Source organism: Pseudomonas sp. KH_046_2 (assembly GCF_057838985.1).
On record NZ_CM174480.1, the window covers coordinates 2,494,876 to 2,516,690 of the forward strand.

General features: G+C 57.9%; 22 protein-coding genes. 10 read left to right on the top strand and 12 right to left on the bottom strand.

All coding sequences use genetic code 11. The features are described 5' to 3' along the window. Window positions 1-110: 110 nt before the first annotated feature. Together AC3IX1_RS11360 and AC3IX1_RS11365 are read left to right on the top strand one after the other, a co-directional pair. Window positions 111-1,412: an NAD(P)/FAD-dependent oxidoreductase gene (locus tag AC3IX1_RS11360; RefSeq protein WP_489388241.1), complete on the top strand. Its 1,302-nt coding sequence runs from the start codon at window positions 111-113 to the stop codon at window positions 1,410-1,412. Between the two features lie 54 nt (window positions 1,413-1,466). Then, the gene (locus AC3IX1_RS11365; RefSeq protein WP_489388242.1) at window positions 1,467-2,555 is read left to right on the top strand and encodes a polyamine ABC transporter substrate-binding protein; all 1,089 of its coding nucleotides are present in this window, start codon (window positions 1,467-1,469) and stop codon (window positions 2,553-2,555) included. A 149-nt stretch (window positions 2,556-2,704) separates the two neighbouring features. On the opposite strand, the gene AC3IX1_RS11370 is transcribed toward AC3IX1_RS11365, so the two are convergent. Then, the gene (locus AC3IX1_RS11370) at window positions 2,705-3,136 is read right to left on the bottom strand and encodes a nuclear transport factor 2 family protein (RefSeq protein WP_489388243.1); all 432 of its coding nucleotides are present in this window, start codon (window positions 3,134-3,136) and stop codon (window positions 2,705-2,707) included. Between the two features lie 602 nt (window positions 3,137-3,738). After that, complete coding sequence (gene ilvD, locus AC3IX1_RS11375) at window positions 3,739-5,421, bottom strand: dihydroxy-acid dehydratase (RefSeq protein ID WP_489388244.1); 1,683 nt, start codon at window positions 5,419-5,421, stop codon at window positions 3,739-3,741. A gap of 391 nt (window positions 5,422-5,812) precedes the next feature. Between ilvD and mqo the strand changes: the two genes are divergently transcribed. Beyond that, on the top strand, window positions 5,813-7,456 hold the full coding sequence (mqo, locus tag AC3IX1_RS11380) for a malate dehydrogenase (quinone) (RefSeq protein WP_489388245.1): 1,644 nt from the start codon (window positions 5,813-5,815) through the stop codon (window positions 7,454-7,456). 161 nt (window positions 7,457-7,617) lie between these two features. Here the strand turns inward: mqo and AC3IX1_RS11385 are convergent, their stop codons facing one another. From AC3IX1_RS11385 to AC3IX1_RS11405, 5 genes are all read right to left on the bottom strand, one after another. Beyond that, window positions 7,618-7,992, bottom strand: a complete 375-nt coding sequence (locus AC3IX1_RS11385) for a hypothetical protein (RefSeq protein ID WP_489388246.1) — start codon at window positions 7,990-7,992, stop codon at window positions 7,618-7,620. Further along, window positions 7,989-8,399, bottom strand: a complete 411-nt coding sequence (locus AC3IX1_RS11390) for a hypothetical protein (protein WP_489388247.1) — start codon at window positions 8,397-8,399, stop codon at window positions 7,989-7,991. Before AC3IX1_RS11390 ends, AC3IX1_RS11385 begins: the two co-directional genes overlap by 4 nt. Before the next feature lie 79 nt (window positions 8,400-8,478). Continuing rightward, window positions 8,479-8,868: a hypothetical protein gene (locus AC3IX1_RS11395; RefSeq protein ID WP_489388248.1), complete on the bottom strand. Its 390-nt coding sequence runs from the start codon at window positions 8,866-8,868 to the stop codon at window positions 8,479-8,481. After that, the gene (locus tag AC3IX1_RS11400; protein WP_489388249.1) at window positions 8,865-9,842 is read right to left on the bottom strand and encodes a hypothetical protein; all 978 of its coding nucleotides are present in this window, start codon (window positions 9,840-9,842) and stop codon (window positions 8,865-8,867) included. Before AC3IX1_RS11400 ends, AC3IX1_RS11395 begins: the two co-directional genes overlap by 4 nt. A 7-nt stretch (window positions 9,843-9,849) precedes the next feature. Further along, window positions 9,850-10,338 (bottom strand): Hcp family type VI secretion system effector, encoded by a 489-nt coding sequence (locus AC3IX1_RS11405; protein ID WP_489388250.1) that lies wholly within the window; start codon window positions 10,336-10,338, stop codon window positions 9,850-9,852. A gap of 353 nt (window positions 10,339-10,691) precedes the next feature. Between AC3IX1_RS11405 and sorA the strand changes: the two genes are divergently transcribed. Beyond that, window positions 10,692-11,933 carry a SorA family sulfite dehydrogenase catalytic subunit gene (gene sorA / locus AC3IX1_RS11410; protein ID WP_489388251.1) on the top strand — a complete coding sequence of 414 codons (1,242 nt, stop codon included), beginning with the start codon at window positions 10,692-10,694 and terminating at the stop codon, window positions 11,931-11,933. Between the two features lie 10 nt (window positions 11,934-11,943). Beyond that, on the top strand, window positions 11,944-12,597 hold the full coding sequence (sorB, locus tag AC3IX1_RS11415) for a SorB family sulfite dehydrogenase c-type cytochrome subunit (protein ID WP_489388252.1): 654 nt from the start codon (window positions 11,944-11,946) through the stop codon (window positions 12,595-12,597). 74 nt (window positions 12,598-12,671) lie between these two features. Here the strand turns inward: sorB and AC3IX1_RS11420 are convergent, their stop codons facing one another. Together AC3IX1_RS11420 and AC3IX1_RS11425 are read right to left on the bottom strand one after the other, a co-directional pair. After that, window positions 12,672-13,469: a glycosyltransferase family 2 protein gene (locus tag AC3IX1_RS11420; RefSeq protein WP_489388253.1), complete on the bottom strand. Its 798-nt coding sequence runs from the start codon at window positions 13,467-13,469 to the stop codon at window positions 12,672-12,674. A gap of 96 nt (window positions 13,470-13,565) precedes the next feature. Then, the gene (locus AC3IX1_RS11425; RefSeq protein ID WP_489388254.1) at window positions 13,566-14,192 is read right to left on the bottom strand and encodes a dihydrofolate reductase family protein; all 627 of its coding nucleotides are present in this window, start codon (window positions 14,190-14,192) and stop codon (window positions 13,566-13,568) included. Between the two features lie 268 nt (window positions 14,193-14,460). On the opposite strand from AC3IX1_RS11425, the gene AC3IX1_RS11430 reads away from it, so the two are divergent. From AC3IX1_RS11430 to AC3IX1_RS11450, 5 genes are all read left to right on the top strand, one after another. After that, window positions 14,461-15,033 (top strand): hypothetical protein, encoded by a 573-nt coding sequence (locus AC3IX1_RS11430; protein ID WP_489388718.1) that lies wholly within the window; start codon window positions 14,461-14,463, stop codon window positions 15,031-15,033. A 306-nt stretch (window positions 15,034-15,339) separates the two neighbouring features. Next, on the top strand, window positions 15,340-15,810 hold the full coding sequence (locus AC3IX1_RS11435) for a hypothetical protein (RefSeq protein ID WP_489388255.1): 471 nt from the start codon (window positions 15,340-15,342) through the stop codon (window positions 15,808-15,810). Between the two features lie 130 nt (window positions 15,811-15,940). Further along, window positions 15,941-16,783, top strand: coding sequence for a DUF6502 family protein (locus tag AC3IX1_RS11440; protein WP_489388256.1), 843 nt, complete (start codon window positions 15,941-15,943; stop codon window positions 16,781-16,783). Next, window positions 16,780-18,390 carry a DUF5666 domain-containing protein gene (locus AC3IX1_RS11445; RefSeq protein ID WP_489388257.1) on the top strand — a complete coding sequence of 537 codons (1,611 nt, stop codon included), beginning with the start codon at window positions 16,780-16,782 and terminating at the stop codon, window positions 18,388-18,390. Before AC3IX1_RS11440 ends, AC3IX1_RS11445 begins: the two co-directional genes overlap by 4 nt. A 102-nt stretch (window positions 18,391-18,492) precedes the next feature. After that, window positions 18,493-19,242: a hypothetical protein gene (locus tag AC3IX1_RS11450; protein ID WP_489388258.1), complete on the top strand. Its 750-nt coding sequence runs from the start codon at window positions 18,493-18,495 to the stop codon at window positions 19,240-19,242. A 55-nt stretch (window positions 19,243-19,297) separates the two neighbouring features. Here AC3IX1_RS11450 and AC3IX1_RS11455 read toward each other — a convergent pair whose 3' ends face one another. From AC3IX1_RS11455 to AC3IX1_RS11465, 3 genes are all read right to left on the bottom strand, one after another. Then, window positions 19,298-20,101, bottom strand: a complete 804-nt coding sequence (locus AC3IX1_RS11455) for a 2OG-Fe(II) oxygenase (RefSeq protein WP_489388259.1) — start codon at window positions 20,099-20,101, stop codon at window positions 19,298-19,300. Window positions 20,102-20,184: 83 nt separating this feature from the next. Then, window positions 20,185-20,994, bottom strand: a complete 810-nt coding sequence (locus tag AC3IX1_RS11460; protein ID WP_489388260.1) for a glycosyltransferase — start codon at window positions 20,992-20,994, stop codon at window positions 20,185-20,187. 331 nt (window positions 20,995-21,325) lie between these two features. Then, the gene (locus AC3IX1_RS11465; protein WP_489388261.1) at window positions 21,326-21,811 is read right to left on the bottom strand and encodes an adenosine-specific kinase; all 486 of its coding nucleotides are present in this window, start codon (window positions 21,809-21,811) and stop codon (window positions 21,326-21,328) included. Window positions 21,812-21,815 lie beyond the last annotated feature (4 nt).

Below are 21,815 nucleotides of genomic sequence, written 5' to 3' on the forward strand. Positions count from 1 at the left end.
GTTTTGAGCCTTTAGATTCTAGTCATCGCCACCGTCCTCGAAAACCATTTATGCAAATTCTGCATGCAGTGGATCGAGACGGAACACAGAACAAGAACCTGAGGTGACACATGGAAAATATCTGTGGCTGGATTGCGCAAGCGGGGAGTTCACCCCTACGTGAGCCGCTCAAAGGCACGCAGCAGGCCGACTGGCTGGTGATCGGTGCCGGCATCACCGGCCTCAGTGCGGCGCACGCCCTGGCGCAAATGCACCCCGAGGCACGCATCGTGGTCGTTGACCGGCAGCGGGCTGCGCAAGGCGCTTCGGCGCGCAATTCCGGTTTCGTGGTGGCCCATGAGCATCCCGCCTCTGGCGAGTTGGTGGGCAGTGACGGGTTCGCGGGATATCAAGTGGATACGTCCATCGGCCGCGCAGCCGCCGACGAAGTCCGCAAGCAGATTGCCCGCCATGGCATCGAATGCGACTTCAGGGAGTCGGGTTATTTCTTTGCCGTCAGCGATCCGCGCAAGCTGACCCAGGTCGAGGCCAAGCTGCAGACCCTGCGTGCCGTGGGGGCCAGCGCACAGTTCCTGCAAGGTGAGCAACTGACCGAGAAACTTGGCACCCGTCACTACCGTGCCGGGATCTGGTGCGGCAATGGCAATGCACTGCTGCAACCGGCCAAGTATGTGAGGGGCTTGCTCGATGCCTTGCCAGAAAAGGTCACGCTCTACGAGAACACCGATATCAGCGGACTTGAGCGCCTGGGCAACGGCCACATTCGCGCTCGCGGCGCCAATGGATGCGTTGAGGCCAGGCAGGTATTGGTGTGCCTGAATGCTTTCATTCCCCGTTTGGGGATCGACGACAGCTGCACGTTTGCGATGGAACTCAGCGCCAGCCTTACGCGACCGCTCAGCGATGCAGAATTTCAAGCCATCGGTGCGCCAGCGCCGTGGGGCGTGTTGTCCACCCGGCCGCTGGGCGCCACGGTGCGCCTGACTTCGGATCGCCGGGTGATGATCCGCAACACCGCCGAATACCGCTCAAGGGATTTGTCATTGAGCGAACTGTCGACCCGCCGCCAGCACCATGTGCTGGGGTTGCAAAGGCGTTTCCCGATGCTCGGGGAGCAGGACATCGAATACACCTGGACCGGTCATCTCAGCGCTTCGCGCTCCGGGCAACCGTATTTCGGCAAAGTCGAGGAGGGCGTTTTCGCCGTGGCCGGGTGCAATGGATCCGGCGTGGCGCGGGGCACGCTGTGGGGCCGCTTGCTGGCGGAGCTGGCCTCGGGTCGTGAGTCGCCGCTGATGCAGTCGGTCATGCAACGGGCACAGCCCGGCTGGCTGCCGCCCAAGCCCTTGCTCGACATCGGTGCCATGCTGCGTATGCGCGTGGAAACGGTCCGGGCCAGAAGCGAAATCTGAAAACACCCAGTTCACAACACGAACAAAAGCACTTCTCATCGAAGGTGATTCAACATGCGCGTCAATACGCTTTCCCTTGTGGCCCTGATCTCGACCTTTTCCGCCGCCACGTATGCCGACGAAACCGTCAACATTTCCAACTGGAACGGCTACATCGCCGACGACACCTTGCCCAGCTTCACCAAGGCAACCGGGATCAAGGCGACCTACGACATCCACGACAGCAACGAAGTGCTGGAATCGAAGCTGATGACCGGCAACACCGGGTATGACGTGGTCAGCCCGTCGAACCACTTCCTGTCGCGCCTGATCAAGGCCGGCGCGATCCAGAAACTCGACAGGAGCCAGTTGCCCAACTGGAAAAACCTCGATCCGGCGCTGATGAAAAAACTGGAGGTCAATGATCCGGGCAACCAGTACGGCTACCCCTACATGTGGGGCACGGCGGGCATCGGCTACAACGTCGAGAAGATCAAGGCGATCTTCGGCAATACCGATGTCACACGTTCCTGGAGCCTGTTCTTCGACGAGAACAACATCAAGAAGCTCAGCGAGTGTGGCGTGGCGATCATCGACAACCCGACGCAGATCCTGCCGATCACGCTTAACTATCTGGGCCTGCCGCCCCACAGCCATGAACCAGCGGATTACAAGAAAGCCGAGCAGGCGCTGCTGAAGATCAGGCCTTACGTCCAGTATTTCCATGCGTCCAAGTACATCAGCGACCTGGCTAATGGCAACGTCTGCGCGGTGATCGGTTTCAACGGCGACATCGTGCAGGCCGCCGCCAGCGCCAGGGAGGCGAAAAACGGGATCGACATTGCCTACTCGATCCCGGACGAAGGCTCCACCTTGTGGCTGGACATGGTGGTCATGCCCAAGAACGCGCCGCATGAGAAGAACGGCTACGCCTACATGAACTACCTGCTGGAGCCGAAGGTGATTGCCAACATCAGCAACAGCATCCATTACGCCAACCCCAACAGTGCGGCGGATGCCTTCGTCGACCCGGCGGTGACGCAGGACTTGGCGATCTATCCGCCCAAGAGCGTGATGGACAAGCTGTTTACCGTAGAGGACTTGCCCGCGGCCATAGCACGGTTGAGCACGCGGCTGTGGACCAAGCTGAAAACCAATACCTGACAGTGACGTCATGCGCACATCTGTCACTTGAGCAAAATCACTGTAGGAGCGAGCCTGCTCGCGATGACGGCGTGTCAGTCGACATCATCGGTGTCTGACACAACGCTATCGCGAGCAGGCTCGCTCCTACAGGTGGCTTCAGATGTGCTTCAGAACTTGAACGCCTGCCGTCCCACCAACAGCCATTTACCGTCCTGCTTTTGCCAGATCTGGAAGTTCTCGATTTCCGTCGGCACCACTTCAGTGCCTTTGAGCGCTTGCGCCGAGAAGTGGTGACGGACCAGCGCGACATCGCCGGAGACGGTTATGGTCTGGTTTTGCATCTCAAGGGTCTTGAAGGCGCTTTTGCCGGTTTCGATGTCGGCGATGAAGGCCTGCCTGTCCTGGATCTTGCCGCTGGAATGCCCGTAGGTCAGGTTCTCGGCGGTCAAGGCATGCAGCTCCGGGATGTCTTTGTGCAGCATGGCCTGGGTCAGGTGGTCGACCGCCTGGGCCACGTCCTTGTCCGCGGCAGCCGGGGTGGCGGCGACGTAGCCGCTGAACAGGCACAGAAAACCGATCAGCACTTTTGCTTTTTTCATGGGTGTTTCCTTGTTGTTGTAGGGATAGCGCGATGACTGGGTGATTATTCATCAGTCATCGTACAACCTATCATGAGGCGGAGGAAAAAAGCGAACTTGCCTGGTGCCCTTGCCTCGAAGTTAAAAGGGCGATGCCCTGACTTCGAGGTATTGCGCCCTGCAGCCTGACCCGCGTTTACGGTTCGACCTGACGTTGCTCTTGGTGTTTCTGGTGATTGTCGGGGTGTCGGGTTTTTCTCCCCGCAGCCGGGTGGACTGGGCGCGCAAAACGATCCGTGGGATTCGCAAATGGACATGGCCATCGCGGTTGCCGGGGCGTTTGTCAGCCTGTTGCTGGTGTCCTTGCGTGGCATGGCGCAAAAGCAAGCGATGACGACTGCAAGGTGATCGGGCAGATGGCTTCGACCACGGATGAGTTGTTGAGCCTGGCGGGGGAGTTATCGCGGTCGTTGGATCGTTTTCGACTGTGAGGTAGAGGTTGCCTGACAGGACGCCTTCGCGAGCAGGCTCGCTCCCACAGTTGATCTCCATTTGCCGAAGATCCATTGTGGGAGCGAGCCTGCTCGCGATGGCATTAGACCAAACAGCGCCAGACTCAAACCTTACAGGTACTTGTCCGTCACAGCCCCCTCCGAAGCACTGGACACCGTCTTCGCATACTTGGCCAACACCCCGCGCGTGTACTTGGATGGCGGCCGCACCCAACGCGACTTGCGCTCGGCCAGCACGGCATCGGAGACATCCACCGTGATCTGCCGGGTTTCTGCATCGATGATGATTCTGTCGCCATTCTCGACCAGCGCAATCGGCCCGCCTTCAAAGGCTTCCGGCGTGATGTGACCGACCACGAAACCGTGGGAGCCACCGGAAAAACGCCCGTCGGTGATCAGCGCCACCTCCTTGCCCAGGCCCTTGCCCATGACCGCCGACGTCGGCGACAGCATTTCGCGCATGCCCGGGCCGCCCTTGGGCCCTTCGTAGCGGATCACGATCACCTCGCCGGGCTGCACCTCACCGTTGAGAATGCCGGCCAGCGCACCTTCCTCGCCGTGATAGACCCGGGCCGTGCCTTCGAAGCGCAGGCCTTCCTTGCCGGTGATCTTGGCCACGGCGCCGGTGGGCGAGAGGTTGCCGCGCAGAATGACCAGGTGCGAGTCCTTCTTGATCGGCTGGTCGAAAGGCCGGATCACGTCCTGGCCGGCCGGGTAGTCGGGCACGCTGGCCAGGTTTTCCGCCAGGGTCTGGCCGGTGACGGTCAGCACATCGCCGTGCAGCATGCCCGCATCGAGCATGCGCTTCATCAGTGGTTGAATGCCGCCGATGGCCACCAGTTCGCTCATCATGTATTTGCCGCTGGGGCGCAGGTCGGCGACCACCGGGGAAACCTTGCCCAGCTCGACGAAGTCATCCAGGGTCAGCTCGACATCCACCGCATTGGCCATGGCCAGCAGGTGCAGCACGGCGTTGGTCGAGCCGGCGAGGGCGATCACCACGCGTATGGCGTTCTCGAAGGCTTTGCGGGTCATGATGTCGCGAGGCTTGAGGTCGAGCTTGAGCAGCTCCATCACCTGGTGGCCGGCGCGGAAGCTGTCCGAGGCCTTGTCGCCGCCAATGGCCTCCTGAGAGCTGGAGCCGGGCAGGCTCATGCCCAACGCTTCGATGGCCGAGGCCATGGTGTTGGCTGTATACATGCCGCCACAGGAACCGGGGCCGGGAATCGCCACTTCCTCGATCTGCTTGACCTGGATCTCGCTGATATCGCCCCGCGCGTGTTGGCCCACGGCCTCGAACACGGAAATGATGTCGGTATGGCCGGCACCCGGCTGGATGGTGCCGCCATAGACAAAGATCGACGGTCGATTCAGCCGGGCCATGCCGATCAGGCAGCCCGGCATGTTCTTGTCGCAGCCGCCGATGGTCACCAGGCCGTCGAAACCTTCGCAACCGGCCACCACTTCAATGGAGTCGGCGATCACCTCGCGGGACACCAGCGAATACTTCATGCCTTCGGTGCCGTTGGCGATGCCGTCGGAAATGGTGATGGTGTTGAAGATCACGCCCTTGGCGCCGGCGGCATTCGCGCCTTTTTCGGCTTCGAGCGCCAGCTTGTCGATGTGCATGTTGCATGGGGTGACCATGGCCCAGGTCGAGGCGATGCCGATCTGCGGCTTCGTGAAGTCTGCATCGGTAAAGCCCACGGCCCGCAACATGGCGCGCGCCGGTGCGGCCTCTACGCCGTCGACCACTTGAGAGGAGTACTTGCGTAGATCGTCTTTATCGCTCATGACTGCTCCTATCGCACATGGCTGTTGCTCACACACGCGTTGAGAAAAACAGGATGAGTATAGAAGGCCGAGCGCCCGGGCCCGGACTAACCGGTCGGGAACAGACGCGCGGGTAAGCCTTGTCGTGATATTCTTCGCGACAACTTGGTTTGATCTATTCAGTTTGCGTGTCCTTGAGACGTGCCGACGGAATCACTGTCGCTCAAGTAGCTGAAGCCAATAAAGATAAAAAGTCAGTTCAGAAGGGACATTAAAGTGGGGTCGATGCGGTTCATCGGCCTTGTGTGCCCACCCTGCAATCCTTGAGTGCCGCACCCGTGACTGCCGTGAAACATGGGGTTGTGCGCGTGAGGATGGAAGGGCGGATGGCGTTTTATCATAGGTGCTACAGATGTTTAAGAAAGTGAACACGGCCCTGCTGGGGCTGGCTTTGTCCATGGGGATGTCTGCCGTCCACGCGGAAGAGGCCAAGAAAGTCGATGTGCTACTGATTGGTGGCGGCATCATGAGCGCGACCCTGGGTGTGTGGCTAAACGAGCTGGAACCAGGCACCTCGATGCAAATGATCGAGCGCCTCGACGGCGTCGCCCAGGAAAGCTCCAACGGCTGGAACAACGCCGGTACCGGTCACTCCGCCCTGGCCGAGCTGAACTACACCCCGGAAGACGAGAACGGCAAGGTTTCGATCCCGAAGGCCGTTGAAATCAACGAGGCCTTCCAGATCTCCCGTCAGTTCTGGGCCTGGCAGGTTCAGCAAGGCGTGCTGAAGAACCCGCGTTCGTTCATCAACTCCACGCCGCACATGAGCTTTGTGTGGGGCGATGACAACATCAAGTTCCTGAAAAAACGCTACGAAGCCCTGCAAGCGAGCCCGCTGTTCGCCGGCATGCAGTACTCCGAAGACCCGGCTGTGATCAAGCAGTGGGTGCCGCTGATGATGGAAGGGCGTGACCCGAACCAGAAAATCGCGGCCACCTGGAGCCCGCTGGGTACTGACGTGAACTTCGGCGAAATCACCCGTCAGTTCGTTGCGCACCTGCAAACCACGCCGAAATTCGATTTGAAGCTGTCCAGCGAAGTGCAGGACATCACCAGGAACGAAGACGGCAGCTGGCGCGTCAGCTACAAGAACCTGAAAGACGGTAGCAAGACCGAAACCGACGCCAAGTTCGTGTTCATCGGCGCCGGCGGCGGTGCCCTGCACCTGCTGCAGAAGTCCGGCATTCCTGAAGCCAAGGAATACGCGGGCTTCCCGGTAGGCGGCTCGTTCCTGGTGACCGAGAACCCGACCATTGCCGAGCAACACCTGGCCAAGGCCTACGGCAAAGCCTCCGTTGGCGCTCCGCCGATGTCGGTTCCGCACCTGGACACCCGCGTGCTGGACGGCAAGCGCGTGATCCTGTTTGGCCCGTTCGCGACCTTCAGCACCAAGTTCCTGAAAGAAGGTTCGTACCTGGACCTGCTGACCACCACGACCACCCACAACGTGTGGCCAATGACCAAGGTCGGCATCAAGGAATACCCGCTGGTCGAGTACCTGGCAGGCCAGCTGATGCTGTCTGACGAAGACCGCCTCAACGCCCTGAAGGAATACTTCCCTAACGCCAAGGCTGAAGACTGGCGCCTGTGGCAAGCCGGCCAGCGCGTGCAGATCATCAAGCGTGACGAAGCCGCCGGTGGCGTGCTGAAACTGGGCACCGAAATCGTCGCTTCGCAAGACGGCAGCATCGCCGGCCTGCTGGGCGCCTCCCCAGGCGCATCGACCGCCGCACCGATCATGCTGACCGTGCTGCAGAAAGTGTTCAAGGACAAGGTTGCGACCCCAGACTGGCAGGCAAAACTGCACCAGATCGTACCGAGCTACGGCACTCAACTGAACGCCAGCCCTGAGAAGGTTGCGCAAGAGTGGGCCTACACCGCCAAGGTGCTGGAGCTGACTCCACCACCGGTGATTGCGCCGGCTGTGAAGCCAGTGACTGTTGATACGGATGCTAAGGCACCGAAGGCTAATGCTGCGAGTGATATGGCTCTGTAAAAAGGATGCCTCACCCGTCATGGAGAGGCGTTTGAGTCACTTGGAGCTGTAATGAAAAACCCGCTGAACCAGTAATGGTTGGCGGGTTTTTTATGGTTTTTTGGGAGGGACGAAACCCACCAGGTGACATATGGGTTTTCGAAATCAGTTCAATTAGCAATTTACTCAATATATTTAAGATATGTTCCAAATATCATTAGAGCAATGCTTAGTAGCCAGCCTAAACCCCATGAAGTAACCAGCATTCGCTTCAAGTCGTTTGGGAATTTTTCGACATCCGTAGCATCCACAATTCCTCTCTTTACGGAAAGTGCTGGCATTATTAGAACCATGGTAAGAACGCCGCAACGCACAACTTTTCCCATAATTCCCATGTGAAAAAATGCAGACTTGTTAACTTTTACGAAATGACTGTTTGGCAGCAATGCTTCCGCTTTTTCGGTGTAGGCTTGCACGATGTAAACTAGCCATATCGCTACAAGCGCTAATGGACCCAGTATAAATAGTGCTATCAGGCCGAGAGGGATATTACTCATTTTTCTATCGTTTCATACAGGAATTCACCAACGCTTTCACCCGCCATTTCTCCGAGTAAACCACCTCCTATTCCTCCTACTGCGCCGCCAACTACACCACATGCGATTGCGCCAGACCCGCCACTTGCGATCCCTAACACTAACATGCACCCCACGATTGCCGCTTGTCCTCCAAAACCTCCTATTACGCCTCCACCAACAAGGCTTCCCGCCAAAGAAGAACCCTCAACATACTTGGCCTTCGTACATTCATCCTCCCGCCCCAACGCACATGCTTGCCGGATACTCAACCCGGCTGAAGCAACGTCCAGCGCGACGCCAATATAGACCCCTCGCTTGATCAGCTTCGCCGCCCTGGCCACGCCGCTGACCTTTTGTGCATAACCGCCAATCTCACCGGTGCTCATGTAGCTCTTGGTCGAAATCCCCAGCATCCGTTTAATCTCGCCTTATAATTAAGCTTGGAGCAGCAGGAGGTTTCACTGGCTATAGGGCACGAATTTTATCGATGTACTCAATATAAATTCCAAGTATTATGAGCGCAGTGGTAAATAAAAAACATAAAGTCCAGGATGCAATCAACAATCGTTTTAAGTCTCTCGGAAATTTTTTGACTTCCATCAAGTCTATAAGGCCTCTTTTGGTCAATAAATTTGGACTTAGTAGAGCTAGAGTAAGGAATCCATTACGCATGGCCTTTCCCATTAGACCTGCTTGTGAAAAAGTTTTATTGTTTAGTTCGACAAAACTACTGTTTGGTAGCAGTGTTTCCGCTTTTTCCGTATAGACATGAACCATGTAAATCAACCATATCATGATAATCGTCAGCGGAGCTCCTATGATGAGTCCAATCAGACCGAGCGGTATTGGGTTCATTGCGCCATTTCGCTGTATAAATATTCGCCTACTTTTTCACCGGTGGTTTCCCCAAACGACCCGCCTGCCCAGCCTCCCACAGCACCTCCTATCACGCTGCAAACCAGGGCGCCGGGGCCCCCAGTAGCGAGACCTAACACTGCAATACACCCGTATGATGCCGCGAATCCGCCTAGTAAACCCCCACCGGCTCCACCACCCAAGCTTAGAACCAGCGATGAGCCCTCAACATACTTCGCCTTCGTACACTCATCCTCCCGCCCCAACGCACACGCCTGCCGGATACTCAGCCCGGCAGAAGCAACGTCCAGCGCGACGCCAATATAGACCCCTCGTTTGATCAGCTTCGCCGCCCTGGCCACGCCGCCGACCTTTTGCGCATAGCCGGCAATCTCACCGGTGCTCATGTAGCGCTTGGTCGAAATCCCCAGCATCCGTTTTATCGAGCCTTGATAGCGTAGCCCGGAGCCGTAGGACGCTACATTGCCCAGTTGTGTTTCCAGCTTGCCGAACAGTCTGGCGCGTTCGGTGTAAAACCTGTCCCGGGCCACTATTGATCCGCTGCGCAGATAGTCTTTATGGGCGTGTTCGATTTCCTCCAGGGTGGTCTTGATCGCGGCCATGTGTTTGCTCCAGCCATCACTGACGACACCGGCACCGATAGCACCGTTGGCGAGCATTTCCTGGAGCAGTTCGAAGTTATCGAGCAGGAAGTCGTCGGCGTCGACCTGATTGGTCAGCAGGGCGATGTGGATTTCGCTTGCCCTGGCCATCAGGTACGCCTCTTCATTGGTACTCGATGGCGTCGACACATCGCCGATGATCACAAGCTCGCCCGCCAGCACCACCGTGTTGGCGATATGGCTGTTGAGTGCATCGAACTTGCTGTTGGCGATGCCGGTCAGGCCCAGGTGGGCCTTGAGGGACGCGTAAGTCTGGGATTGCGAATTGATGAACGCCAGAGGCTGTGCCATGTCAGCCTCACGAATAACGTTTGTTGCCGATGCGATCCCAGCCGCCGGCTACATTGCCGCCGCCGGCCCCATCGCTGCGTTTTTGCTGGGTATAGACAGTTTTGATGCGGCCATAGTCCAGTTGCACGACTTCTACTGGAAGGCCGGCGCTGGCGTTTTGCATGTAGTCGGCAATGATGACCTCCTCGAGTACGATCTCGAAGTATTTGAGTTTGTCAGTGCCCGCACGGCTGAGCACCAGCGTGACTTGATTCAGATGTTCGCCGGCACAACTGGCCTCCATCAACTTGCAGCTGGATTTGTCCAGAACCTTGGTAAAGGTGAAGGTGCTCAGCGTGGTACGGCCGGCCGTCGCGCCACCGGCAGAACTGGCGGTGGCTGAAGTGCTTTGGCGAGTGCCAAAGCTGTAGCCGTCGACCTCGATCCAGTCGCGGTACTTCTCGTCCAGGGCTTCGCCTGGAATGCCTTCGATTTTGATGTATGCGTCAAACGCCATGCGATCTCTCCTTGGCAATCAAAATTTGCGGGAGGGAATGTACGTTCTTCCATACAGGCATGGCTCATCCAGAGGCCGCTATTGAGTGAAATCAGATTTTTCCCACTTGGTGCTGGTTGGTGGGGCTGTAGGACGTAGCGGGCAGCCATGAATTTCTCCTTCGCTACCGCTGTCATCAATTGCCAAGTCCCTGACGCCCAATGTGAAGCAGCCCGCTTGCACGGGACGATACTGGTTGGTTTACCGACCTCGAACAGTAAAGCGAAATCGCATTGGCACATGAAGTCCTGCCTCACTACTCTGATGGGGGACTGTCAGTTGCATCTCAATAAAACAATCAGAGAGAGCGCAGAATGAAGTTCAGTTTTTTAGACCGCAGCCAGCCGAGCCGTCGGCGGGTTTTACGCGATGCTTTCACTTTGGCTTTGGCGGCTTCGCCATTGGCAAGCCTCGCCAAGGCTGCCGAGGAAAATGTCGAAGAAGTGACCTTTGCCGCTGGCCCACGCCCGCTGGTGCAATACCCGCAAAAACGCCCGTTGACCCTGGTGACCACGCGGCCGCCGCATCTGGAGACGCCGTTCCCCGTCTTCAACGAGGGGCCGATCACGCCCAATGACGCCTTTTTCGTGCGTTATCACTTGGCCAATTTCCCGACCAGCATCGATCCCGACAGCTACCGCCTGACGATCAAGGGCTCGGTCGACACGCCGCTGTCGCTTTCCCTTGCCGAGCTCAAAGCGCTTGCCGAACCGGTGGAAGTGGTGGCGGTCAATCAGTGTTCGGGTAACAGCCGTGGCTTCTCGATGCCCCGCGTGTTCGGTGCTCAGTTGGGCAATGGCTCCATGGGCAATGCACGTTGGGTAGGAGTACCGCTCAAGGCCGTGCTGGAAAAGGCCGGCGTGAAAGCCGGTGCCGCGCAAGTGACCTTCCGAGGGCAGGATAAACCCGTGCTGCCGAGCACGCCGGAGTTCATCAAGGCGCTGGACATCAGCCATGCCATGGACGGCGAGCCGATGATCGCCTGGTCGATGAATGGCACCGACCTGCCATTTCTCAACGGTTACCCGATTCGCCTGGTGGTGCCAGGCTATTTCGGCACGTATTGGGTCAAGCACCTGAGTGAGATCGAGGTCCTCGACCACACCTACGACGGTTTCTTCATGGCCAAGGGGTACCGGGTGCCGGATAACGATTGCTTGTGCATTGCCCCCGGCACCACGGCGGCGAAAACCCTGCCGATTTCCAAATTGCCGGTACGCAGCTTCATCACCAGCGTTAAACACGGCGATGTATTGCCGCTGAACAAAAGCGTGGTGCTCAAGGGCATCGCGTTCGACGGTGGCGTTGGGGTCAACAAGGTGGAGGTGTCGATCGACGGCGGAAATACCTGGCGCGAAACCACGCTCGGGCAGGACCTTGGCCGTTTCTCCTTTCGTCAGTGGACGCTGCCGATCACCTTTACCAGCAAGGGCGCGACCCAGTTGATGGTGCGCGCCAGCAACAGTGCGGGCGAGACGCAGCCGCTGCAAGCAGACTGGAACCCCGGTGGCTACCGCCGCCACGTCGTTGAAACCAGCCACGTGACCGTCGCCTGAGGAGGGCCGCATGAAACTTGTGAAATGCATGACCGCCTTGCTCTGCGCGGCTCAGGTTTGTCTGGCGACCGTGGCTGGCGCCGCGCCGCTATCGATCACGCTGCCGCCTGAAACGGCTGTGTTCAAGCCCAGTACGATGCCTGGTTACGCTTTGGCGCAGCAGAAGTGTTCCGTCTGCCATTCGGCCGATTACATCAACTTCCAGCCGCCGGGCATGAGCCTGGCACAGTGGACCGCCGAAGCGGGAAAGATGCAGCACGTGTACGGCGCTCCGATCAGCGACCAGGATGTGAGTGTTATCGGCGCTTACCTGGCGGTGACTTACGGCAGTGCGAAGGCCAATGATGCCGATGTTCAGGCTGCCTCGAACGCCACGGCGACCCAGCCCCCGGCGGTGGCTGTGGCTGTGGCAAAAGTCGACGCCAAGGCCTTGCTGCAGAACAACGCCTGTCTGTCCTGCCACGCGATCGATCACAAAGTGGTGGGCCCGGCCTACCGCGATGTGGCCGCCAAATATGCCAAGGACCCGCAGGCCATGGACCGGCTTATGTCCAGCATCCAGCACGGCGGTAGCGGAAAGTGGGGGGAGGTGCCCATGCCACCGTTCGCGCAGCTGAGCGCGGACGACCTGAAAAGCCTGGCGACCTTTGTCCTGCAACAGTAAGCCAGTATCAGCCTGATGCGAAAAAGCCCACTGAACCGGCAATGGTCAGTGGGCTTTTTTCGGGGCGCAGGTTTCTAGGTGTTGGTTGCACCGAAGCGCTTGAGAATGTCCTGGTACATTTTCGTCCGTCGATGACCTTGGCCATAGCCGCCCGCGGCGGCGACGGTGCCGGACTGGACGTGGTCCAGGTACTTGAAGATTTTGCCGGGCGAAAGAAACACGACGTTGTAGCCAAGCCCGATCGCACGGTCTTGCAGCTCATAACCGGGCACACGGTCATCGATCTGAAAATGCAAACCCTGCTGCTTCATCAGCCTGCAATTCCACAGGGTGCAAAAGCTTTTCAAGTGGGTTTCCTTGTAAGGCTTCGGGTCTTTCGAACGCAGGCCGAGCGATTGCTTCAGGCGTCGGTAGTGGTGCTTGATCAGGCGTGAAGTGAAGCGCCACGCAGTCCTTGGCAGTCCGCGGTCGAGTTGCTCCGTGCAACCGACCGCGATGACGTTTTGATCCTTGGTGCAGTGCTCCATCATCATTGCAAAGACGTTTGCATCGAAGACGAACGTGTCGGTGTGCATCAGGAACAGATAGTCGGTGTTGACCCTGGCCAGCGCCATGTCCAGTGCCTTGCCATGGGCGATATGGCCCGGCTCTTTGGTGGGGGCATCCCGTTCGATCAGGTTGATCCAGTCGAGCGAGCGCAAATACTCGACGCTGGCGTCCGCCGAACCGTTATCGACCACCCAGACCGGGATTCCGGCTTTTCGTACCGGTTCGCGCAAAAGGTCCAGGCAGATCCTGGTCAAATCATGGGTTTTGTAATTAACCAGAACGATGCTGAACGGTGGTTTGGCGGTTGTATCGACACTACCCATCTTCGAAATGCTCGACTACTCGAAAGTGTCGAAGACTAAAGAGGCAACCTTAGCCCAAGCTTAATTTCACCCGGACTGCAGAGACGCGGGCTAGCGCTACCTGACGCCTTCGAACGAACCTGTGCGCACCTCGCCGCTGCGGGTGTAGCGGGCGATCAGCACACCTCCGGGTGAGCTGATCGAACTCACCAGGGTGAAGGCCGACGCTTGTGCGTTGTCGTCGAACAGGCGCTTGCCGCGTCCCAGCAGGATGGGATGAATCATCAGCCGCAACTCGTCCACCAGGCCGGCGGCTAGCAGTTGCCGCACCAGATCGCCGCTGCCTTGGGTCAGTAGCTGAGGCCCGTCCTGGCGTTTAAGCGCGTTGATCGCGTCGACCAGGTTGCCCTCCAGCGCATGGCTGTTGTGCCAGGCCAGCGAGTCGGCGCGATGGGTGGCCACATGCTTGGGGACGGCGTTGAACAAGTCAGCGATGGTGCGGTGGGTTGAGTCGGCCTGAATGTTCGGCCAATAGGCGGCGAAGATGTCGTAGGTACGACGCCCCAGCAGCAACTCGAATGGCTGTGAGAACAGGTCCATTACGGCCTGGCCGGTGGTTTTGTCGGCGTAGGGCACGATCCAGCCACCGAAGCGGAATCCGCCACTGCAATCCTCTTCAGGCCCGCCGGGCGCTTGCATGACGCCGTCCAGACTTACGAACGCGGCAACGGTCAGAGTGCGCATGGTCTTCTCCTGATATTGGTTCTGGTTTAAGGGTTCAGGCAGGGAAGTCTGCGACACCTTGAGACAGCTCCCTGAAAGATAGTCGAACCAGACGCTGTGAAATCGACAACAAAATGCGCGGTCCATATACGACGAAAGTCGTATGGTGGTCTGTGTTAGCGAATGTTATTTGGCGTTTGTCTTGAAAGTGCAATTGCTAATTTGTATCATTCGTTTTCAATTCAGCGAAGCAGGGACCGCAGCGCCAAACAATAATAAGGTCAAGGCAATGCTCAAAATGCTTCTCGTATACGGTCATCTGCTCGCTACGTGTATTGCCCTGGGGAGGGTGTTGCAGGCGGATCACAAGCTTTGGAGTTGGCGCAAGGAAATACTGGACCAGGCGAGGCTTGAATACCTCGATGAAACCCAGAAGATTGTCAGCCTCGCGCTGCTGGCCCTTTGGGTAAGCGGTCTGTTGCTGGTGCTTCAGGGTTACCTCAATGAAGGCGACGCGTATCTGCTCAATCAGAAGCTCTGGGCCAAGGTGACGGTCGTCGCGCTGCTGAGCCTCAACGGTGCGCTATTGCATCGAATCGGCTTCCCGCTGCTGCAAAAGGCTCCCTTCGTCGCACTGCGCAGTGCAGGTCGCTCGCGGCTCGCCTTGTTGGGTGCGCTTTCCATGAGCGGTTGGCTGTTCGCCGCTTTCCTGGGGGTGGCTCGAGCCTGGAATCACGTGTTGCCTTACCTGCATGTGATGGGCGCATTCGCCGCATTCTCGTTACTGGCCTGTTGCGTGGCACTGGCAGTCGCCGGCAGGGCGGGCAGTGTCGGTGTGCAAAAAAACTCGGTACCGGGGTAGCGATCGACATACCGTGTTTCGTACCTGTAAACCTCCGGTTTAAAACGTAAAGTACCACCGCCCATGCCACTCCCGCATGGGCAACCCCCTCCCATCCCCATCTGTGTCCCCTTGTCCGTCGGTCGGCTTTCTCGTGCGCGGGTTGACCCTGAACCAGAAAGGGCTAACTTCTGTGCGTGGGAAAAAATCCCACGTATAAGAATTCAGAAGAAGCTGTAGGTTTGACGGTTTGCTCCCATGCCGCTCCCGGATTGCAACGCGTATGGCGTTGACACTGCTCGCGGTAAATCACCAGGAGAATGCACGATGAACAATTACCTGCTTTTCAAGAGAGGATTGCTGGCGCTGGCAATTGGCGGTGTCCTTTCGGCTTCCATCGTTCTGGTACCAGATTCCATTTCCCATGACTCCAGTGCCTATGCCAAGGATGGTGGTGGTGGTGGTGGTGGTGGTGGTGGTGGTGGTGGTGGAAACGGCGGCGGAAGCGGCGGTGGCGGCAGCGGTGGTCATGGCGGTAACAGCGGGAATGGCGGCAACAGTGGCCACGGTGGTAACAGTGGTCACAGCGGCAGCGACCATGGGAATTCAGGCCATGCTGGTTCTGGAGGCACGAACTCCGGTCGTGGTGGTACCCATGCTGAAGCGGGGGATGATCACGGCAACCACGTCGGTGGCGAGCCTGGTGATGACCACGGCGTCCACGTTGGCGGTGAGCCTGGTGATGACCACGGCGTCCATGTCGGCGGCGAGCCCGGCGACGACAACAGCCGGATCTGATGCGTTTTGTGACTCATGTAAAACCCTGGGGACCGGTTTTGCATGAGTCGCGGCAAAAAATACGCGGGTGGTTTCATGGGATTATTTCCCACATGGCTATACTGGGGTTATCTATCCAGGAATCCGCTGAATGCAATCGTCCACGCTGCCCACCTCGCTCCTCAAAGCCTTGCGGCATGTCATGCAGCCGCTGGTGCGCCTGATGCTGCGCAAAGGCGTCACCTACCTGGTGTTTGCCGACCTGCTCAAGGAGGTTTTCGTCGAAGTGGCGGACCGTGAGTTCCGCCTGGGCGAGAAGGCACCGACCGACAGCCGCATCAGCCTGCTCACCGGCGTGCACCGCAAGGATGTACGGCGCTTGCGCAATACCGGCGACCCGGCTGCTTCCACGCTTCCGGAAAGCATCACATTCGGTGCGCAACTGGTCAACGCCTGGGCCAAGGCGCCCTTTTGCAACGACGCCGGCCAGCCACTGCCGTTGCCTCGATTGGCCAGTGTCGGCGGCGATCGCTCATTCGACGCCCTGGTGGCGAAGGTCAGTACCGATATCAGGGCGCGGGTGGTGTTGGACGAGTGGCTGCGCCTGGGGGTCGTGCGCCTTGGCGAACAAGATCGCGTGCATCTCGAAGCCCAGGCCTTCGTGCCACAAAAGGGCTTCGATGAGAAAGCGGCTTACCTGGGGCATAATCTGCATGATCATGCCTGCGCTGCAGTTCACAACCTGAGCAGCGACGGCCCGGCCTTTTTTGAACGCAGTGTCCACTATGACGCACTGGCCCCGATGAGCGTCGAGGCGTTGCGCGAGGCCGTGGCCAGCGAGGGAATGCAGGCCCTGTTGAGCTTCAATCGACTCGCCGCCGAACTGGAGTTCCGGGACCTGCCCAGCCTTGAGCCGCGTCAGCGCATCACGGTCGGTCTGTACTTCTACACTGAAGTTTCCGATCCCAATTCGCCAAAAGCGCCTGAATCATGACCGTCAAATTGCGCCTGGTTCGTGCAGTCGCCCTCGTTCTGGGCCTCGGGCTTGCGATTATGTTGCAAGCCGCGCCGGCCTGTGTCAGCCAGAATGACGCGGGCACCGGCGAAGTGCCGGTCATCCAGGCACCGGGAGGCACCGGCGAAGTGCCGGTCATCCAGGCACCGGGAGGCACCGGCGGCACGGGCGCAGCGCCTGGCGGCATGGGCGGTACCGGGATCGACACCGACAACGGTGGAGTCGGTGGTACCGGTGCACCACTGAATAAGCGCCCTGGCGGCATTGGCGGCACCGGGGCCGTTGCAGGCGGTGTGGGTGGTACGGGCATCAGCAACGATAACGGGGGAATCGGTGGTACCGGCATTGTCGGCACCATCACCGGGTTCGCCTCGATCTGCGTCAATGGTGTGGAAGTGCACTTCAACAAAAACGTTCCTGTCAGCGAGAACGGTATTGCCACCTCCAGCACTCGCCTGGCGATAGGCCAAGTGGTTGCCGTGGAAGCGTTCAACTCCCGGCGAGGCCTGGAGGCCGGACGCATTTCTATCCTGCACGCCTACGAAGGTCCTTTGACAGCCCTGCCGCGCGACTCCATGCCCATGCGCGTCATGGGGCAACCGGTACGCCTGGCCAAAGGTGCCCAGGTCGCTGCCGACCTGCGCCCGGGTGATCCCGTTCGGGTCAGCGGGTTGCGCGATGCTCGTGGTGAAGTGGTGGCCAGCCGCATCGACCGGGCGCCCGGCCTCAAGGAGGCCAGTGCCATCGGCCCGGTGGATCGCAGCGGTTATCTCCAGGGGCTCAAACTCAGCAACCACTCCGGCCCGGCGCAGGAATTGCTGGTGCGCGGCCACTGGTCCGGTCGCGAGCTGGACGTGAGCCAAAGCCGCCCCGACCCGAGCCTGCCTTTCATCGGCCGGGCATACAACGCGGTGATCGAGGGCCTGGTACAGAGCCGACAGGACCGCCATCTGGTGGTGGGCGGCTTTAATGTGACGCTGGCGCGCGACACCGTGTTTGTCGGTGTGCAGGCTTCGCAGCTGACGCTGGATCGACGCGTGCGGATCAACGGCGTGTTCACCGGCGCGCGGGAGGTGCAGGCAACGCGTATCGAATTGCCCCGCGAGCGCTCCGATTCGCCAGCCAGCCACCGGCACGGACGACTCGATTCCAGCGAGCAAGACACCGACGACTCAAGTGGCTCGGGCAACTCGAGCGGCTCCGATAGCTCCGGCAACTCTGGCAGCTCGGGGGATTCGGGGAACTCGGGCAGTGACAGGAGCGGCCGCTCCGAGAGCGCAGGCAGTGTCATCGACGATACTCGCCACGGGGGCAGTGACAGTCATGACGGTGGCGAAAAGATTGAGCGCGTGGACGTGAACGTGGACAAGTCTGGCAAGTCAGAGCGAGTCGAAAAGGTCGAGCAATCCGGTAAAGTCGAGAAAGTGGAGAGGGTAGAGCGGGTAGAGAAGGTCGAACGTGCGGAGAAAGTCGAGAAAGTTGATCGGCCAGAAAAGGTTGAGAAGGTAGACAAAGTTGATCGGCCAGAAAAAGTCGAGAAGGTTGAGCCGGTTGAAAAAATCGATCACTCCGGCAGGTCGGGTTAAACAGTGCTGCCATGATGCACTTTCGTCATAAGTAACTAGGCTGGGTAAGTCACGCAACAAAACATGCGTGTGAACTTCGATGACGCCAGACACGAGGTGAACATGGACCCCAAGCGCATCCTGCTCGTCGGTTGGCTTGCCAGCCTGGCCTTGCCGGCCTTGGCCGATACCTTCACGACCTCGATCGGAACCGACTACTCTCGGGGCGACTATGGCACCGGTACTACGTCCGAAACCTGGTACGTCCCGCTGGTGGGCAGATACGAAACCGGTCCCATGACCTACAAGCTCACCGTGCCCTGGCTACGCATCACCAATCCTTCGGTCGGCCCTGACGGCGAGCCGCTGCCCGGCGGTTGCGGCAAGGTGGAAAGCGGTCTGGGCGACACCGTTGCCGGTGCCGACTATGCCGTGCTGGACGGCAGCGTAGGCGGGCTGTTCGTGGACCTGATCGGCAAGGTCAAGTTGCCCACCGCCGACGAAGACGAGTGCCTGGGCACCGGCAAAACCGACTATTCCGCCCAGGTCGATGTCGCCAAGGCCTTCGGTCCCGTGACCGGGTTCGCTACCCTGGGCTGGAAAAAGTACGGCGACCCGTCGGGCTCCGACTTCGACAATCCGATATTCGCCGGCCTGGGCTTTGCCATGCCCGTGTTCGCGCGCACCACGGCGGGCATGTCCTACGACTGGCGGCAGAAGGTTGTTTCCACGGGCGACGAGATCAAGGAAGTCACGCTCTTCCTCACGCACAAGCTCAATCAGCAATGGAAGTTTCAGTTGTATGCCGTCAAGGGTTTTTCCGACGCCAGCCCGGACGGCGAGGCCGGACTGTTGCTCAGCCACGCTTACTGATTCCTGGCCCTTGGCCGCTTTCGGACATCCTGTCCGCTCCAGGGCGCTTTGCGGTTCAGTTTTTCTTCTTGATCAGTTTATTGATGTAATACTTCAGGCTTAAACGATCTTTGGGCCGAGGTTTGTAATGGGTTTTGTTTCTTTGTGCCGGATCGATCGCCATGGTTCCCGCTGTGTAGTAATAAAGCGCGATAGACCTGCGGGTGATGTGCTCCGGAGTTGTTAAAGGCTCCGGGTGCCCATGATTGCTGTCCTTGTCTGTGTTGAAAATGACACAGCGATTATAAATGGGCAGGACTTTCTTAAGGCAGGTCTTCATGCCGACATCCCAAAGTTCCAGGTTGCCGCCGTATTCCTCTTGCCAGTTTTCATTCAGATAAATGATGATATTCAGTCTGCGCTCGACATTAAGTTTTTTGTTGAGCCGGAAGTCCGAGTGCACCCCCAGGAAACCACCGCTTTTCGTTTCATGCAGGCCGCCGCCGGTAAAGTAGGGGTCGGGTATCAAACCTTCGATGCCTGTGAGCTTTTCAAGAAACTGCAACATGGGGGCCGAGTTAAAGGCGTTGAAAACAGTCTTCAAATAGGGGTCGCATTCGTTGGGACTGATTTGACGTTTGCGTTGACCTTTATAGCCGCGCTCGTAGAGCATTTCATTGTCGGTGGGCTCGACCGGGAAGTGCGAGCAGATGCTCGCAATCAGGTCTTCGTGCAAGAAGTTGTCGATGACTATGTGCGGAAATGGCGTAGCCTGAACATAGCTGCCGGTCAACGAGGCACCAAAGGCGCTGGCGGCATTTTGGTCGAAATCAAGTTCCGGGGACAGGGTGATAGGTAGTGCTTGAGTGATGGGTGCCATTACCGCTCCAATGACCTGATATAAAAACGTATGGGTGACTTCACGCAGGGTTGAATGCACTGCTCGTTGCGTCTATTCGCAACTCAATTTGCCCGGTCGTCCTTGTTCAGACGCTTAAGGATGTTGTTGTACATTTTGGTTCGCCTATGAGTTTCACCATAGCCGCCAACCGCTGCAACAGTGCCGGACTGAATGTGATCCAGATAGCTGAAGATTTTACGCGGTGATAGCATTTCAACGACATAACCAAGCTCGGTCATGCGGTCCTGGAGGGTATAGCCTGGCACGCGATCATCCATCGAAAAGTGCAGGTTGTGCTGTTTGACAAGTTTGCAGTTCCACAGCGTGCAGAAACTTTTCAAGTAGACTTCTTTGTACGGCTTTGGCTCTCTGGAACGCAATCCCATGGAGATTTTCAGGCGTCTGAAGTGGTGCTTGAACAGTCGTGAGCTAAAGCGCCAGACAGTTCTCGTGGTGCCGCGGTTTATTTGCTCGACACAACCGACGGCCGCGACTTTCGGGTTGTTCAAACATTTATTCAGCATCATCGGAAAAACATTTTTGTCGAAAACAAATGTATCGGTGTGCATCAGGAATAAATAATCGGTGTCAATTCGCTCTAGAACCATATCAAGTGCCTTGCCATGCGCAATATGGCCGGCTTCTGGTTCGGAAACAGAGCGCTCGATCAAATTGATCCAGTCAAGCGTTCGTAAATACTCAGTGCTCTCATCGGCGGAATAGTTGTCAACCACCCATACCGGGACGTTGTTGCTGCCAAAATGCTGGTGCAATAAGTCCAGGCATATCTTGGTAATTTCTGGTGTTTTGTAATTTACTATAACTATGCTGAAGGCTTTGGCGCTTTCAGTCAGTAAATCAGGGTTGTTCATCGTTCAGGTGCTCAATGTTATTTTATTTAATTGTATGAATGAACTTGTATACAATTTTTGCTTGTTCGCCGCGCAGAATCTTGCATGGCCATAGAGCACAATTTGTTAAGTCGCTTTGTCATGCATAATAACCACGGATTGCTCAGGTCCGATGGAGAGCAGTAGAAGCGGACTTCATCGTATAAGGATCTGCCCTGCAGGTAAACATTTTGACTTGATTCGTTACATCAGGAGGCTGATCAGGTCAGCACCTGCCGTACCGTCCAAAACAGGGCGTCACGCGTCGAGTACCATGCTCCGGTTGAGCGTGGGTGGTTGCACGCTCTGCACTTCACAGCTTGTAGCCAATCTGCCGCAGCAAGTTCTTGCGCCACAGAATGTCTTCATCGCCTTCGATGTCATGGGCACAAAAGCCATCCACGACGCCCAGGATCGCTCGCCCTTGCTGCGTCTCAGCGAGAATCACTTCGGTTGGATTGGCTGTCGCACAAAAAATACGACATACCTCTGGAACCATTTTGATGGTGTTCAACACGTTCAGCGGATAGAAGCCGTCGCCCAGGAAAATGATGAAGCTATGGCCGGCGGCGATGGCTTTCGCATTTTTCTGTGCAAGTTCAATCATTGAGCTGTCGGTACCGGACCATCGCACCAGGCATTGGCCAGAGGCCTCACAAAAGGCCACGCCAAACTGGATCCCTGGCACGGTATTGACCAGCGCTTCGTGGATGTCCTCGACGGACTTGATGAAATGCGTCTGACCCAGAATGAAGTTCGTCACTTCCGGCTTTTCGATTTTCAACGTGATGAGTTGCATCTCA